Annotated in this window: 14 protein-coding genes; 8 read left to right on the top strand and 6 right to left on the bottom strand. The window is 39.4% G+C overall.

Annotated elements, in window-relative coordinates; all coding sequences use genetic code 11:
• Positions 1-93 precede the first annotated feature (93 nt).
• The 5 genes from ODQ17_RS06870 to ODQ17_RS06850 all read left to right on the top strand — a co-directional run bounded on the left by ODQ17_RS06870 (position 94) and on the right by ODQ17_RS06850 (position 5,645).
• Positions 94-1,452 carry a uracil-xanthine permease family protein gene (locus ODQ17_RS06870; protein WP_049838089.1) on the top strand — a complete coding sequence of 453 codons (1,359 nt, stop codon included), beginning with the start codon at positions 94-96 and terminating at the stop codon, positions 1,450-1,452.
• Positions 1,453-1,515: 63 nt separating this feature from the next.
• Positions 1,516-2,529 carry a methyltransferase gene (locus ODQ17_RS06865; RefSeq protein WP_192455261.1) on the top strand — a complete coding sequence of 338 codons (1,014 nt, stop codon included), beginning with the start codon at positions 1,516-1,518 and terminating at the stop codon, positions 2,527-2,529.
• A gap of 21 nt (positions 2,530-2,550) precedes the next feature.
• A complete protein-coding gene (locus tag ODQ17_RS06860) occupies positions 2,551-4,011 on the top strand; it encodes an amino acid permease (RefSeq protein WP_004789223.1) in 1,461 nt (486 codons plus the stop codon).
• A 266-nt stretch (positions 4,012-4,277) separates the two neighbouring features.
• Positions 4,278-5,483 (top strand): RtcB family protein, encoded by a 1,206-nt coding sequence (locus ODQ17_RS06855; RefSeq protein WP_322902611.1) that lies wholly within the window; start codon positions 4,278-4,280, stop codon positions 5,481-5,483.
• Between the two features lie 3 nt (positions 5,484-5,486).
• Entirely contained in the window at positions 5,487-5,645 is a 159-nt protein-coding gene (locus tag ODQ17_RS06850) for a hypothetical protein (RefSeq protein ID WP_199987479.1), read from the top strand.
• A gap of 125 nt (positions 5,646-5,770) precedes the next feature.
• Here ODQ17_RS06850 and omp38 read toward each other — a convergent pair whose 3' ends face one another.
• Complete coding sequence (gene omp38, locus ODQ17_RS06845) at positions 5,771-6,829, bottom strand: outer membrane protein Omp38 (RefSeq protein WP_322902608.1); 1,059 nt, start codon at positions 6,827-6,829, stop codon at positions 5,771-5,773.
• Between the two features lie 379 nt (positions 6,830-7,208).
• On the opposite strand from omp38, the gene ODQ17_RS06840 reads away from it, so the two are divergent.
• The 3 genes from ODQ17_RS06840 (at position 7,209) to ODQ17_RS06830 (ending at position 9,583) form a co-directional block, all read left to right on the top strand.
• Positions 7,209-7,724 carry a GspH/FimT family pseudopilin gene (locus tag ODQ17_RS06840; protein ID WP_322902606.1) on the top strand — a complete coding sequence of 172 codons (516 nt, stop codon included), beginning with the start codon at positions 7,209-7,211 and terminating at the stop codon, positions 7,722-7,724.
• A gap of 108 nt (positions 7,725-7,832) precedes the next feature.
• Positions 7,833-9,008, top strand: coding sequence for a thiolase family protein (locus tag ODQ17_RS06835; RefSeq protein ID WP_322902604.1), 1,176 nt, complete (start codon positions 7,833-7,835; stop codon positions 9,006-9,008).
• Positions 9,009-9,139: 131 nt separating this feature from the next.
• A complete protein-coding gene (locus tag ODQ17_RS06830) occupies positions 9,140-9,583 on the top strand; it encodes a VOC family protein (RefSeq protein ID WP_009389331.1) in 444 nt (147 codons plus the stop codon).
• A gap of 49 nt (positions 9,584-9,632) precedes the next feature.
• Here ODQ17_RS06830 and ODQ17_RS06825 read toward each other — a convergent pair whose 3' ends face one another.
• The 5 genes from ODQ17_RS06825 to ODQ17_RS06805 all read right to left on the bottom strand — a co-directional run bounded on the left by ODQ17_RS06825 (position 9,633) and on the right by ODQ17_RS06805 (position 17,009).
• Positions 9,633-10,121: a DUF934 domain-containing protein gene (locus ODQ17_RS06825; RefSeq protein WP_107881250.1), complete on the bottom strand. Its 489-nt coding sequence runs from the start codon at positions 10,119-10,121 to the stop codon at positions 9,633-9,635.
• A complete protein-coding gene (locus ODQ17_RS06820) occupies positions 10,114-11,757 on the bottom strand; it encodes a nitrite/sulfite reductase (protein WP_005064287.1) in 1,644 nt (547 codons plus the stop codon). Before ODQ17_RS06820 ends, ODQ17_RS06825 begins: the two co-directional genes overlap by 8 nt.
• 165 nt (positions 11,758-11,922) lie before the next feature.
• On the bottom strand, positions 11,923-14,328 hold the full coding sequence (locus ODQ17_RS06815) for a glucose/quinate/shikimate family membrane-bound PQQ-dependent dehydrogenase (RefSeq protein WP_107881251.1): 2,406 nt from the start codon (positions 14,326-14,328) through the stop codon (positions 11,923-11,925).
• Positions 14,329-14,502: 174 nt separating this feature from the next.
• Positions 14,503-15,735 (bottom strand): carbohydrate porin, encoded by a 1,233-nt coding sequence (locus ODQ17_RS06810; protein WP_322902755.1) that lies wholly within the window; start codon positions 15,733-15,735, stop codon positions 14,503-14,505.
• A 155-nt stretch (positions 15,736-15,890) separates the two neighbouring features.
• Positions 15,891-17,009, bottom strand: a complete 1,119-nt coding sequence (locus ODQ17_RS06805; protein ID WP_322902600.1) for a CaiB/BaiF CoA transferase family protein — start codon at positions 17,007-17,009, stop codon at positions 15,891-15,893.
• Positions 17,010-17,126: the final 117 nt, after the last annotated feature.

The following is a 17,126-nucleotide window of genomic DNA, read 5'->3' as shown; positions in this document are numbered from 1 at the left end:
AAAAAATTTCCAATAGCCTGTATTTCGTTTTGTAAAGATAGTTATCTCGATTAGAATAGCGCCAATTTGCAAAATTGCGGCAGACCTACACCCATGTCCAATCAACACTCTCAAGACCATTTAGACCTTGTTTATGGTTTAAATGATCGACCAAAACCTTTGATCGCTTTTTTAGCAGCTTTCCAGCATTTGCTTGCGATTATTGTACCAATTGTTACACCTGGCCTTTTAATTTGCTTAGCTTTAGGCGTTTCACGCACCGAAACTAACATGATTTTATCGATGTCTTTGGTGATTTCGGGTATTGCTACATTTCTACAATGTAAAAAAGTTGGTCCGTTTGGTGCAGGTCTTCTGATTGTTCAAGGCACAAGTTTTAACTTTATTGGTCCTATTATTGGTATTGGTAGTGCAATGGTGGCTGCTGGAACACCAGTCAACCAAGTCATGGCTGCAATTTTCGGTGTAGTAATTGCTGGCTCCTTTATTGAAATGGGTGTTTCGCAAATTCTTCCATGGGTAAAAAGACTAATTACCCCTTTGGTGACAGGTATTGTTGTTTTATTAATTGGCTTAACGCTTATTAAAGAAGGCTTGATTAGTATGGGTGGTGGCTACCAAGCCATGCAAGACCATACTTTTGCAAGTGCAGACAACCTTATTATGTCATGTACCGTACTTGCGATTATTATCGTTCTAAATCGTATTCGAGTGGTTTGGATTAAAAGCTCGGCTATTTTAATCGCGCTAGTGATTGGCTACATTCTTGCTGGATTTATGGGACATCTAGATTTCTCTAGTATTAAAGATGCGCCCCTCGTACAAATTCCAACACCAATGCACTTTGGTTTGAGCTTCTCATGGGGCTTATTTATTCCAATGGCATTCATTTATTTAGTGACCTCTTTAGAAGCCATTGGTGATGTGACAGCAACCAGTAAACTTTCTAACCAACCCGTTAATGGTCCTGAATGGATGAAACGCATTAAAGGTGGTGTATTAGTAAATGGTGCAAACTCTTTACTCGCTGGATTATTTAACACTTTCCCAAGTTCTGTTTTCGCTCAAAATAATGGTGTAATTCAACTCACTGGCGTGGCTAGCCGCTATGTAGGTATCTGGATTGCTGGATTACTTATTTTATTAGGTCTATTTCCTGCGGTAGCTGGTGTTATACAAGCAGTTCCTCAAGCAGTTTTAGGCGGTGCTGTTATGGTGATGTTCGGTGCCGTGGCTGCATCAGGCATTAATATTCTTTCATCTATTCACCTTGATCGCCGAGCATTATTAATTATTGCCATCTCACTTGCATTAGGTTTGGGTGTTGCTCAAGTTCCCCAAATTTTAGAGCATCTTCCAGAATTATTTAAAAATATTTTTAGCTCTGGCGTGGCAACAGGTGGTATAGCAGCATTAATTTTAAATGTTGTGCTTCCTGAAACGCATAAATAACTAACTTTTAATTTTGATTACTGCCCAGCTCCCACTGGGCATTCTTCTTCATGAGAGATGTACATGGATCCTAGAAGTGAAGTGGTATTAAGACAGCAAGACTATTTGAAAGGTAGAATCTTGTTAATTAATGCACCGAATGATGCCTTAGTCAGTCAATTACCAGCTGGGACTGATGCGTCAGTCTGGACATGGAACCATGCCGACTATCAAGGATTTATAAATAGTGGAACGAAAGCTCACTTCTCAGTTGAGTTTCCCTCACAAGAATTCGACCAAGCAATCATTTTTGTTCCAAAATCTAAAGAACTCTTAAATTACATATTACATGTAGTGATGAGCCACCTAAAAACAAACCAATCTGTTTTTTTAGTCGGTGAAAAAAAAGGTGGCGTAGAAAGAGCTGCCAAACAATTACAAAGCTTTGGCAAAGTACTAAAACTTGATAGTGCACGTCACTGTCAGCTATGGCACTTAAAGATTGAGAAAACGGAACAAATTAAACCTCTAGAAAAATGGCTTAAAACCTATACTGTTCAGGTTAATGAACAAGAGCTTACGATTTGTGCCCTTCCCGGTGTTTTTAGCCAAAATCATCTAGATGTCGGAACTGCTGTTTTACTCCCTTATCTTAATCAGGTGAAATCAGGTAGAATTGCCGACTTCGGGTGTGGTGCTGGAATTATCAGTTGCTATTTGGCAAAAATAAATTCAAGTAATATTATTCATGCCCTAGATATTGATGCTTTCGCTTTACGGTCAACGGAAATGACTTTTAGTCGAAATGGAATAGGTTCAGACCAGTTGAGATTGCAGCCTGTGATAGGTATTGCAGACGCTCCAACAGAACTCGATGCCATTGTCAGTAATCCTCCTTTTCATCAAGGTATTCATACCAACTATGATGCAAGTGAAGGACTCTGCCAAAACGCTAAAAAACATTTAAAGGCATCAGGTGAGCTATGGATTGTAGCAAACCGTTTTTTAAACTATCCGATCTTAATTGAGAAGCACTTTGGTCAGTGCCAGATTAAAACTGATCTTCAAGGCTTTAAGGTGTTATATGCCTGTGCATAACAAACTATGTAAGGAATCTCCATGAGCGAAACACATGCTCCTGAAAAACTCCAGCGTAAGCTTGGGGCTCGTCATCTGAATATGATCGCCATTGGTGGTTCCATTGGTACAGGCCTCTTCCTTGCTTCTGGATCGACCATTGCAAATGCTGGCCCGGGTGGAGCACTACTCGCCTATTCTCTTATTGGTATTATGATTTACTTCTTAATGACCAGTTTAGGTGAACTTGCAACCCATAATCCAACTTCTGGGGCTTTTTTTACATATGGTAGTCGTTATGTCGAAGAAGGCTTTGGCTTCGCTTTAGGTTGGAACTATTGGTATAACTGGGCAATTACAGTTGCATTCGAACTTGTTGCAGTTCAGTTTATTATGAAGTTCTGGTTCCCTGATATTCCAGGGTTCTATTGGAGTGCGCTGTTCCTCATCGTAATTTTTGCAATCAATGCCATGACAGTAAAAGGATTCGGCGAAAGCGAATTCTGGTTCTCAATGGTAAAAGTGATCGCAATCGTTGCCTTTATTATCATTGGCTTAGCCATGATCATTAAGATTATGCTAACTCCAGGTGTCGCAGCTTTTGGAAACTGGACCTATAAAGAAGCACCTTTTGTTGGTGGTTTACAGGCCATGATCGGTGTAGCAATGATTGCCGGCTTCTCTTTCCAAGGGACTGAAATGGTGGGGGTTGCTGCTGGTGAATCTAAAGATCCAAAGAAAACGATTCCACTTGCAATCAAACAGATTTTCTGGCGAATCTTATTATTTTATATCTTATGTATCTTCATTATCGGCACGCTAATTGCCTATGATGACCCAAATTTATTACAAGCTGCTACCACTGAAAATGTTGCACTTTCTCCGTTTACATTGCTCTATGAAAGAGTTGGCTTTGCTTTTGCAGCTGGTTTAATGAATGCTGTCATTCTTACTGCTATTTTGTCAGCAGGCAACTCAGGCATGTATTCATCAACTCGCATGTTATTTAAAATGGCTCAGGAAGGTCGTGCACCAAAGTGGTTTGCAAAACTTGATGGTCGTGGCGTTCCAATGAATGCACTATATGCCACCACATTTATCGCCGCTTTTTGTTTCTTGACAACGTTTATTGGTGAAAAACAAGTCTTTAACTGGCTACTGAATATGTCAGGGATGTGTGGTTTTATTGTCTGGCTGGGCATTGCGATTTCTCACTATCGTTTCCGTAAAGGCTATATTGCCCAAGGGTATAAATTAGAAGATTTAGCTTACCGTGCCAAATTTTTCCCATTTGCCCCTTGGTTTGCCTTTATTCTCTGTTCAATCATCATTTTAGGGCAGAACTATCAAGCCATTTTAGGTGGAAAAATTGACTGGTTAGGCCTACTTTCAACTTATATTAGTTTGCCATTATTCTTAATTATTTGGTTAGGCTATAAGTGGAAAAATAAAACCAAACTGATCGCTTATGATCAAATGAATGTGAAACCAGAGCAAGACTAAGAATCGGCAATTAAAAGTAAATCAAAGATCAAAAGCTTGATCTTTGATTAAAAAAGCGTAAAATGCCGTTCAGATTTTCAACGGCGCTTTTAAATAAGGAGGACATCATGCCAACACTACAAGGTAAAACAGATTAAATAATTTGGCACGATGTCAGCTCACGGACAAGTGTACAAATTCACTTCACTTGTCCGAATGCTCAAATTTAAGACCTAGCATTCGCTAGGTTTTTTTATGCCTGCTCGGACAAAAATAAGAGAAAAATTATGGGCATACAAAAAATATTAAATGAGGAAGCACTTTACGGTGTTCCCGTTAAAATTTTCACTCAAGATATAGATAGTGAAAGTATCGAACAACTCAAGAAAATGGCACAGCTGCAATTTATCTATTCACATATTGCTGTTATGCCAGATGTTCACGTAGGAAAAGGTGCGACTGTAGGCAGTGTTATTCCAACCAAACATGCCATTATCCCAGCTGCTGTAGGTGTAGATATTGGCTGTGGAATGAATGCAATTCGCTTAAGCCTAAAGGCCTCACAATTGCCTGATAACTTAAGTCGTTTACGCGATGCAATCGAACGTAAAGTACCAGTCGGATTTGCTTTGCATAAACAAGTTAAAGCAAAAGCTTCTAGCATTATTCCACTTGAAAAACGCTTAGAGCCTATTATCAAAAAGCATCCTGGACTTGTTCGAATGCTTCGACAATTTGATGCAACATGGCAAAAGCAACTTGGTACTTTAGGTGGTGGAAATCACTTTATCGAATTATGTATTGATGAAAATCAAGACGTATGGGTGATGCTACATTCAGGTAGTAGAGGACTGGGTAACGTCATTGGTACTTATTTTATTGAGTTAGCCAAGAAAGAAGCACAACATCGTTTTGGTCACGTACCTGATAAAGACTTAAGCTATTTTGCCGAAGGTTCAAACAGCTTTGATGATTATGTAGAAGCTGTAGAGTGGGCTCAAGAATATGCTTTTGAAAATCGCAAGGAAATGATGCGTTTAATTTTAGAAGCGATTCGCCCTCTTCTACCCTCTTTTCAAATGACCAAAGAGGCTATTAATTGTCATCATAATTATATAAGCCGTGAAACACATTTCGGTGAAAGTTTATTGATTACCCGAAAAGGTGCAATTCGAGCAGGCTTAGATGAATTAGGTATTATTCCAGGTTCAATGGGAGCACGCTCTTATATCGTCAGAGGTAAAGCAAACCCTGAGTCATTTTGTTCTTGTTCTCATGGAGCAGGTCGCAAGATGAGTCGAAGCAAGGCAAAAACTCTTTTTAACCAACAAGATCTTATTGAACAAACCCAAGGCATTGAATGCCGCAAAGACAGTGGTGTTGTTGATGAAATCCCAAGTGCTTATAAAGATATTGATGAAGTCATGGCAAATCAGGCTGACCTCATTGAAGTTGTTCACACACTTAAACAAGTTTTATGTATTAAAGGTTAAAATATGAAAATTAAAGAAATGTCAAAAATCAAAGTCCGTAATCAAGTGGCTCTTTCCCCTTTACTTCACAAAGGTGGAATGCATGAAACGGAGAAACCTCGTGCTCAACATCGTAGAGATAGACAAGATGCTAAACAGCAATTGAAAAAAGGTGAGTGGTAAATAATTTAGACCAAGATCGAAAGTAATTATTATTAAGGAGACATAGAAATGACTAAATATTTTAAAAATCGCAATAAAAAAAGCGACTCTAACGAGTCGCTTTTTTTATTGTTCAAGAACTCAAATTATTGAGTTGCTGCAGGAGCTGCCGCTTCTTGACCAGGTTGAACAACTACAGTACGGCTACCAGTGATTGTCGCGAATACACGACGGTTCATAGCACGACCTTCTTTAGTTTTGTTGTCAGCAATCGGTTGATCCCAAGCGAAACCTTGAGTAGACAAACGAGATGCATCAACGTTGTATTCGTTTACAAGAGCTGATTTAACAGAGTTAGCACGAGCTAAAGATAAACGTTCGTTTAACTTACGTGGACCAGTGTTATCTGTGTGACCTTCGATACGTGCAGTAGCGTTAGGGTATTCAGTTAACTTCTCAGCAACTTTAGCGATTTCTGGCTTGTATTGGTCTTTGATGTTTGATTTGTTAGTATCAAAGAACACACGAAGTTCCATGTTAAGGTCTTCAGTTAACTCTTGTGGTTGTGGAGCAACTGGAGTTGGTTCAACTGGAGCAACTTCTACTACTGGAGCAGCAGGCTTCAAGTGACCACCAAGAACTACGTTTAAACCAGCAAGAGCTGTATAGTTCCAGAATTTTTCGTCAAAGTTATAAGTACCACGAGCTTCTGTACGAAGAGATAAAGCATCGTTTAAGCGCCAGAAAGCACCAAAACCAGCATTACCTAAAGTACCTTCTTCATCAGTATGGTAGCCAAGATCAGGAATCTCGTATTTGTAGTGACCAGCACCTAACAATACGTATGGCTTGATTTTGCTGTCATAGTTTTTAGTGATTAAATCAGAAGTAACATAGAAGTTACCATTGATTTGTTTTTGTTTGTATTCAGAACCAGCTGCAAGGCCGTCTACATCACCTTTAACTTGGTTATATTCAGCTTCGAAACCTAACCATGGTGTTAACTCAATACCAAGAGCTGCACCAACGAATAAATCGTCTTGTAGTTCAGGTCCGTTAGTTAACTCACCCTTGTCACCGCCATTGTTGTGTTGAGTGTCTTGGAAAGTGTAACCAAGCAATAATGGTGTAACAGTTACGCCAGCATTAGCAGCAGCTAATGGAGCAGCAACAAGCATAGCAAGTGCAATACGACTCAATTTCATGGATATCCTCCAGAGATAACAATTGTTGTTCAAGCTCAGCCTAAATTTATTGGCCCCTGAGATATTTTTACCCCAGTATTATTTTTAAGCTATTCACATTTGAATCATACAAACACTTGATAGACTTTCCAAGTGCTTGATAATTTTAATCAAGTAAATTATTGACAAAATTACTTACAATTTCCGTTGTAATTCGGTAATTTTTTACTCAACTAGCAAATATGAACAACTTCTTTCTTTCGCTTAGGGTGATTTTACCAGTATTCTAGCGTCCTGATAACCTTTATTTAATTTTGTGTTTCCTCATTACAAAAAGTCATATAAATCATTGATAGAACGCATAAAATCAAAATATTTCTTTATATATTAAGGAATTTTAATGTTTAAATCTCCCGGTTTCACATTGATGGAACTCACTATAACGCTCGCAATTCTTATGATTATGTTCACCCTAGCCCTTCCTTTATACCACCAATTTATGGCTTCAATGGAATTAAAAAACACGCCTCAACTACTCACAATTCATATACAAAAAGCCAAATACGACGCAATTCTACGTCATAAGAGTGTCGTACTTTGCCCAAGTGTTGATTTGTCTATATGTAATAGTAATTGGGATACAAGGCTTATAAGCTTTGTAGACACAAATCATAATCTACAAAGAGAAAGCAACGAAGAAATATTAACCAATATTGAACTTAATCATCGTTATGGCTCTTTGAAATTTCAAAAATTTGGCAAAAAATTAAATAGTATCGTATTTCAGGGAGATACCGGACTTCCGCGTGAGTCTAACGGTAGTTTTACTTATTGTTCTTATAATCAGCTTAAAAACTTTAAATTAGTCCTCAGCAAAATGGGGCATGTACGCTTAGAAGAACTTCAAAATTGTTAGAACTCTACAGTCTAATACAGAATCCAAGCCATCCCCCATTTTGCAATATACTGCTTAAGTTTTAATGTTTTCTTAATTTGAGATAAAGAACAATCGGAGATTACAACAATGACTGATATCGTAATTGTTAATGGTGCTCGTACTGCCATGGGTGGTTTTCAAGGATCACTATCAGGACTTACAGCGCCTGAATTAGGTGCTGTAACGATTAAAGAAGCAATCGCACGAGCAGGTTTACAACCTACTGATGTCGAAGAAGTCATTATGGGTTGTGTTCTTCCTGCGGGTTTAAAACAAGGCCCTGCTCGTCAAGCAATGCGCAAAGCTGGCTTACCTGATTCTACAGGTGCTGTGACTATTAATAAGCTTTGTGGCTCTGGCATGAAAGCCGTGATGCAAGCAACCGACATGATTAAAGCAGGCAGTGCTGAAATTGTTGTTGCCGGCGGTATGGAGTCTATGACAAATGCACCTTATGTTTTACCAAAAGCACGTGCCGGCTATCGTATGGGCCATGGTGAAATTAAGGATCACATGTTTCTTGATGGACTTGAAGATGCTGAAACTGGCCGTTTAATGGGTTCATTTGCTCAAGATATGGCCAATACTCGTGGCTATACACGCGAGCAAATGGATGACTTTGCGATTCGCTCTTTGAAACGTGCTCAAACAGCAATTACCGAAGGTTATTTCAAAGATGAAATCGTTTCGGTTACCGTGCCTAGTCGCAAAGGCGATGTCGTTGTTGATCAAGATGAACAACCTCTAAATGCAAAGATCGACAAAATTCCTTCACTTAAACCAGCTTTTGCAAAAGACGGTACAATTACCGCAGCAAACGCAAGCTCTATTTCAGATGGTGCATCTGCATTAGTATTAACTTCAAGTGAAGTTGCTACTCAACGTGGTTTACAACCACTGGCAAAAATTATTGCAACAGCTTCAAACTCTCAGCATCCTTCAGAATTTACAATTGCCCCTGTTGGTGCTATTGAAAAAGTTCTAAAAAAAGCGGGTTGGAATGCGCAAGATGTTGACCTGTGGGAAATTAACGAAGCTTTTGCCATGGTTACCATGTGCCCAATTGATGACTTCAAACTTGATGCTGAAAAAGTCAATATTAATGGTGGTGCTTGTGCATTAGGTCATCCAGTAGGTTCTACAGGTTCTCGTATTATTCTCACACTGATTCATGCACTGAAACGCACCGGTGGTAAAAAAGGTATTGCAGCACTTTGTATTGGCGGTGGTGAAGCAACAGCCATTGCGATTGAACTTATTTAATTAAAATTAACTATTTTAAAATCCCACTTCGGTGGGATTTTTTTTATGAAAAAACTACAAAAAATGACCCACAAAATCACTTTTAAGTTTTAACTTATTCTTTTAAACGAAAACAACAATGGACAATAACAATGCAACTCAATCACTATCTCAATTTCCAAGGGCAGGCAGAGCAAGCCTTTAATTTTTATAAATCAGTTTTTGGTGGCGAGTTCGCCATGTTGAGTCGCTATGGTGATATGCCACCGTCAGAAGGTGTGACATTATCTGAAGCGAACAAAAATCTGGTTCTTCACGTTTCTCTACCTATCAATGAATACACTGTACTTATGGCATCAGATACAAATGATCAATTCTGTGCGCCTAACAGTGTTTTTACCCAAGGCAATAATCACTACATCGCAATTAACCTTGAAAAGGATGAGCAAGAAAAAGCTAAACAACTTTTTGATGCTCTATCTGTAAATGGTCAAATTGAAATGCCTCTAGAAAAAACGTTCTGGGGTGCATTATACGGAGCGTTTACCGATCAATTTGGTATAAAGTGGATGGTTAACTGCCAACTTGATACATAATTTTCAATATAAAAAATCCCGCAAATTGCGGGATTTTTTATTTCAGGATTTATTGAGCACCTGTTTGATAACTCGCTTCTGGCACACCAGTTGAAGCTTGATACGGATTGGTAAAGTCTTGCAAACCTGCCGCAGCTTCTTGTACGTCTTTGCCTTCTTTTACAACAAAGCTATCAAAACCAGAACGCTTTAAATAGTTTAAAACATCCTTAAACACATCACCTGTTGCACGTAACTCACCTTGGAAACCTTGGCGGCGTAATAGTGCTGCAAATGAGTAGCCTCGCCCATCACCAAAACCCGCAAACTCAATGAAAATTGCATCAAGTTCATTTAATGGGAAAGTATGATTTTCAGGCGAATCATTTACCGTCACATACAAAGCTTTTTTGCCTTGAATGTTAGCTAATTGGTCAAGTTGAGCTGTTGTTACCACAACGTCACCTTGAGGAATCACACCATCTTCAGCAATGATTTGATAAGTATTATCTGCAATCGTGCCATCTTTATAAAGCACTGGTAGAGCTGTATTAAGCATATGCACGCTCCTTAAATGGTTGAATTCCTACACGACGATATGTATCAACAAAACGCTCACCTTCAGTACGCAAATCAAGGTAAGTATTTAATACTTCCTCAATTACATCAGGCACAGCATCTGCTGCAAATGATGGTCCTAAGATGTCACCGATTGATGCATCATGGTCAGAATTACCACCTAATGTAATTTGGTAGAATTCAGCACCTTTCTTATCTACACCTAAAATACCGATGTTACCTACGTGGTGATGACCACAAGCATTCATACAACCAGAAATATTTAGATCTAAATGACCAAGATCATAAACTTTATCTAAGTCATCGAAACGACGTGTAATCGCTTCAGCAATTGGAATTGATTTTGCATTTGCAAGTGAACAGAAATCACCGCCCGGGCAACTAATGATATCGGTAATAAAACCAATATGTGCACGTGCCATATTTTGCTGTTCAAGCGCTTGCCATACATCGAACAAATCTTTTTGAGGCACATCTGCCAAAGCAATGTTTTGTTCGTGAGTTGTGCGAAGTTCACCGAATGTATATTTATCAGCAAGATCTGCAATAAAGTTCATTTCTTCAGTGGTCATATCACCCGGTGCGATACCTGCACGTTTTAGAGAAATCGTAACAATACGATAGCCCTTCACTTTATGCGCATGCGTGTTGATGTTGAACCATTGCTTGAATTTTGGATGCTCAGCAAATAAAGCCGTGAAGTCTTCGTCTGCCAAATCTTGATAAGCAAAAGGAGTGAATTCTTCATCCAGTTTTTTCAAGATTTCTGGCTGAATTTTCAATGCTTCACGTGTATGTTCAAACTCAGCTTCAACTTTTTGAGCAAACACTTCAGGCGTTAATGCTTTAACTAGAATTTTAATACGCGCTTTGTATTTATTATCACGACGGCCATGCAAGTTATAAACACGTAGAACCGCTTCTAAATAAGCAATTAAATCTTCACGCGGTAAAAACTCACGAATAACGCTACCAATGATTGGAGTACGGCCTAAACCACCACCAGCCATAATTTTATAGCCGATTTCGCCCGCTTCATTACGCACGATATAAACACCAATATCGTGGAAAGCAGTTGCCGCACGATCTTTTTCTTCAAGTGCAGAAACAGCAATTTTGAACTTACGTGGTAAGAATGCAAATTCTGGGTGGAATGTACTCCACTGACGAATCAATTCACATGTTGGACGTGGGTCTGCAATTTCACCAGCAACTACACCTGCATATTGGTCAGTTGTTGTGTTACGAATACAGTTACCACTGGTTTGAATGGCATGCATTTGTACAGTTGCAAGTTCTGCCAAAATATCTGGCACATCTTCAAGTGCAGGCCAGTTCAACTGAATGTTTTGACGCGTAGATACATGTGCATAACCACGATCATAAGCAGTTGAAACTTCAGCAACTTTACGTAATTGCTTAGAATTCATTAAGCCATACGGCACAGCAATACGCAGCATAGGCGCATAGCGTTGCACATATAAACCATTTTGCAAACGTAACGGACGATATTCATCTTCAGAAAGTTTGCCAGCTAAATAGCGTTCAGTCTGATCACGGAACTGAGCAACTCGTTCATTAACCAGCTGCTGGTCGAAATCGGTATATAAATACATGGCGTATGGCTAGTAGATTCATTATTAAGGCGGATAGCATAGCGAGCTTTCATTCATCAATAAAATGCTTTTTTTGCATATTTAATAACGGTTTTATTGATAAGCTTTAATATAAATCGACATAAAAAAGCCCGGATAAATCCAGGCCCTTTCTATAAAAGCTTTTTATTTGTTATCTGGTAAGGCATAGGCCACTAAATAGTCGCCCATTTTTGTACCAAATGAACCATGACCACCAGCCATGATCACAACATACTGCTTACCATTGATTTCATAAGTCATTGGTGTTGCTTGTCCACCTGCTGGCAAACGCGCTTCCCAAAGTTTCTTACCATTAGTAACGTTAAACGCACGTAAGTAGTTATCTTGAGTTGCACCAACAAACATGACATTACCGGCAGTAGAAATTGAACCACCTAAACCAGGCACACCAATTTTCACAGCTGGTAACTGGAACAAGTTCGGTAAGCTGTCACGAATTGTACCAATACGTTTTTTCCATACCACTTCATGAGTTTTCAAATCAACGCCAGCTACATAGCCCCAAGCTGGTTGTTTACAAGGTAAACCAAGCGGAGATAAGAATGCGCTAATTTCAACACCATAAGGTACGCCGTACATCGGTTGTACACCCTGCTCAGTTCCTGCACCTTTTGCAGTTTGTGCACGGTTTGGATCGGCAGGAATTAAACGACTTACGAATGGCAAACCAATCGGGTTCATCACAGCAACTTGACGGTCAGGGTTAACTGACATACCGCCCCATTCAAATACACCTAAGTTACCAGGGAAAACTAAAGTACCGTTTTCAGATGGTGGAGTATAAATACCATCGTAATTTAGACGTTTGAAAGATACACGACACATGAGCTGATCAAGCATAGTGGCACCCCACATATCTTTATCAGTCAATTTATCTTGTGGAGCTAAGTTCAAGTCAGAGAATGGCTGAGTTTTTGAATAATGCTCGCCTTTAGTTTGTGGTCCACGTTTAACTGTTTGTGGAACTGGTTTTTCAGTTACAGGAACAATTGGTTGACCATTACGACGATCAAGAACAAAGGCATTACCTGTTTTAGTCAATACATAGATTGCAGGAACAGTTTGGCCAGCTTTGTTTTTGATATCAGCTAAAGATGGTTGTGATGGTACGTCCATATCCCATAAATCATGATGGGTTGTCTGGAAGTTCCACACTAATTTACCAGTAGAGGCATTAATCGCTAACATTGAGTTTGCATAACGCTCTTTCAACTCGGTACGGTCGCCACCCCAGATATCTGGAGTACCTACACCTGTTGGAACATAAACGATATCAAGTTTGGCATCGTATGCTAAAGGAGCCCATGCATTTGGTGAGTTATGAACGAAATTCGTACCTTCGCCCGGCATTGCATTTGGATCTGCTGCGCCAGTATCAAATACCCAAAGTAGTTTACCAGTGTTAACGTCATATCCACGAATTACACCAGATGGTTCTTTATTTGAGTAGTTATCTGTTACCGAACCAGCAATAACAACTGTTGAACCAGTCACGATACCAGGAGATGTTGGGTTGTAACCACCTGGGTAAGCATATGGCATAAACTCTTGCAAGTTCACTTCACCATTTTTACCAAAGTCAGTACATGCTTTACCAGTGTCAGCATTCACCGCAACTAAACGACCATCATTTACAGGAACAAAGACTTTACGCGGACATTGTGTAGAGTCAGATTTCTTGCTTTGAAGACTCGTTGCAAACTCAGTTGTGTTATTTGCATCGTAGTACATCACACCACGGCAAGTTAAATGTTGGAACGATTTATCCGTTTTAAGCTTCGGATCAAAACGCCATTTTTCTTTACCTGTCGCAGGATCAATTGAAATTAATTGCTGGTGAGCTGTACAGATAAACATGTTATTACCGATTTTAATCGGTGTAACCTGATTAGTCGTTTCGCCAGAATCATTACCCGTTTTAAGATCGCCAGTACGTAAAGTCCAAGCAACTTTCAAATCTTTTACGTTTTGATCATTAATCTGTTTTAACGGAGAATAACGTACGCCTGCTTGAGTACGACCATAAGCTGGCCAGTCACTCTCTGCTACACCTGGAACTGCTTGAGCAGTTTCTGGTTGAGGTGTCTTGATTTCACCATTAATTTCTTGCGGATCGTTGAAAATCGAATAGACCATCAACAAGATTGCAATTGCTAGAGTTGAAGATAAGGCAACTTTACTTGATCCAAGGTTGCTGATTCCACGAGTTACGGCTGGAACCAATAACCATAAACCAAGAATACCTAAAATATCTAAACGAGGTGCAAGCGCCCAGAAGTCTGTTCCAACTTCCCAGACACCCCAAATAATGGTACCCAGCATTAAAGCAGCGTACACCCACAATGCTGTAGATGCGCGCTTATAGAGTTGCCATGCAACAATTAGGAGTAATACACCAGTAATAATATAGTAAATTGAACCGCCTAATGTAGCGAGCCAAATACCTCCAATTAACAGGAATAACGCTAATAACCCAATAATAATTACGGTAAAAGTCGTTAAACCTGATCTTGAAGTAGGTTGAGTCATAAACCACCTCTTATCAATCATCATTTTTATCGGAAAGATAGGTCAAGCTTTTCATCAAAAATCGGCCTATCGATACATCTAAAACAAAACTCAGGCATAAAGAAAAAACGGAAGGTCAGGATTATTCAATCAATGATTTAGCCCTCGACAATCCGTTTTTCAGAGTAATTACGCTTAGAATGCAGTTGAGAATTTAATACCGCCTACCCAAGTGTTATCACCATTTTTTAATGCACCAACATGACGGACATATTGCACATTTGGACGGATAGTTAGCCAGTTTGTCGCATGAATACCGTAGTAAAGCTCGGTATTGTATTCAGTGTCGTATTCTTTATTTTGGACATCGTTCCAATCATCGTTGATATGGATACGCGCAACACCTAATGCCAACTCATCTTGAGGACGTTGATTGAGCAAACCTTTATAGACTAAGCCTACATTTTGCATGTTATCAATTTTGTTGGTATCAGAGTCGTGGAACGTCAGGTTCACAAATCCGGTCAAACCTCGGTCTGTTTGATCAGCAGGCTGGAATAATTTTTGTTTTGCAGTTACCCATACACCTTGCTTATGAGATGATTGAGCCTTATTTGTAATTTCTTCGGCATCAGCAGTACTGTAGTAATACCCTAAGCGGTATTCACCAGCCATACTTTGAGCGCCTAATTTAGGTGACCAAACTACTTCCGCAGGAATAATTGCCCCATGAGAACCATCAGTGCTTAGGTTGAAACCTTTGCCTCGGTCCAAATTTTCTGGGTTATATTCATATACACCAACTTGAGTATATAGATCGGGTTGCAAGTTATATTTAACACGCATTGCCCATTGGCTGACAGGCCAGTTATACCACTGATCACCAACCCAGTTACCAACTTGCGAGCCACAAAGCGCCAAGTTCTGGAAATCACAGTCAAAACTATTAAAGTCTTCACCTTCACCAAAACGACCGACTTTCACGTCTAACTTCTGGTCAAGAAATTTTTTCTTGATCCACAAATCGGTTAAACGCCAAGTTTGCTCACGCCCCCACACTTCTTGTACCGAGCTTAAGTGCCCCGCTAAAGCTGGTGAATGTTCAGAAAGCGATTGCCCATCACGATAAGTTAATGTGATTTGAGCTTCTGTATCTTGCCACCCTAAAATTTTGTTTAAATCAAAATGAGTTCCTAAAGCAAGTTGCCCCGTATAAGCACTACCATGCGTTGATGTATTTTTTGAATCTAAAATACCGGCGTATTCGCCGGTATATCCAAAAGAAAAATCATAACCTTGTGCTTGTAACGCGGTGCGTTGACCGTTCCAATCACCCAACATCCACGGACTATTTGGGTCGAATGCAGCAGCAGCTTGTGCGTGCTGTATGAAAAGAGTAATTGATAAAACGGATAAACAGGAAGCCATCAAGGATTTATGTGTTTTCATGTTTACATACCTTTTATGTCTTTGTTTATAAAGGGTACGCTAATTTTATGTAAAGAAATTATTCAAAATGTTAATCAATTGATTAATCTAATAATAATCTTAATACACAGTGTCTAAGAAATGGCCTCAGCTCTTTACCATTGTCCTTCACCAAGTTTTTGACCTATAAAGGAATATCTCATTTTTGATCTTGAAAATTTAATTGGACAAGCCAACTGTGGTTCTGTATCTGCTGTATTATTCTGCAAAGGAACATCCACAATCCATCCACGTTGTTGTGCTAAGGGCGAGTTTAATGACTCAGTGAGACTTAAAACAGGTTCTACACATACATCAAGGTTTGCAAAAATTTCATGCCACTCTTTAAATGTTTTGCTTTTAATTTTTTCTTGAATGGCTTGTTTAACTTCTTTCCGATCTTCGGCATCTAATGAAGCGCCCTTTTGTAATAATAGGGGCAGATCAAGCGCTATGGATAACCCTGACATAAATTGTGGTTCAAGACTACCAATTGAAAGATAACGACCATCTTGGGTCATATAATAGTCATAGAAAATCCCACCATTGAGCATTCCATGCTCTGGAGACTGTTCGACTTGTGCAGCAAGTGTGGCTGATGCAGCCATACTATTTAAGCTAGCAACACAATCGGTCATGGAAATATCAATATATTGCCCCATACCACTACGCCCGCGTTCAACCACCGCCGCTAAAATAGCAATAACTGCATGAAGTGAACCACCTGCAATATCTGCAACTTGAATACCAAGTGGTGGCGGACCACTGTCTTGTCGACCACTATACCCAGCAATACCGGCTAAAGCTAAATAGTTAATGTCATGCCCTGCTCTGTCTTTATAGCTTCCTGTTTGTCCATAACCTGTAATTGAGCAGTAAATTAAGCGCGGATTAATTTCGGCAAGTGTTGAGTAATCTAATCCTAGACGGCGCATGACATCAGGTCGAAACTGCTCTATGACAATATCAAACTCGGAAATTTTGGCTTTAATGAGTTCAATACTTGCTGGATCTTTTAAATCGAGAACAATCGACTGTTTATTTCGGTTTAAATAACTATGTGCCGTTGCTTGCCCATTTGCATAGGGCGGCATGATTCGAATTAAATCTGGACGCGATGGAGATTCGATATGGATGACTTCTGCCCCCATATCGGCTAAGTACATTGTGGCAAAAGGTCCCGGTAAGAGTGTCGAGAAATCGAGAACTTTAAGTCCATTTAATGCTGTCGTCATCGTTTTTTTAACCACTATTATTCATATTTTCTTTTATATTAGTTAAGCAAATATTCTAAAACAATGTCATGTTCAGCCATTTACCTTGATCATTTCGGCAATTTAACATGTAAAAAG

The sequence above is a fragment of the Acinetobacter sp. IRS14 genome (assembly GCF_034650275.1).
GTDB lineage: Bacteria > Pseudomonadota > Gammaproteobacteria > Pseudomonadales > Moraxellaceae > Acinetobacter > Acinetobacter oleivorans.
The sequence above is the reverse complement of the archived record's forward strand: the minus strand, read 5'-3'. Positions and strand labels throughout refer to the sequence as shown.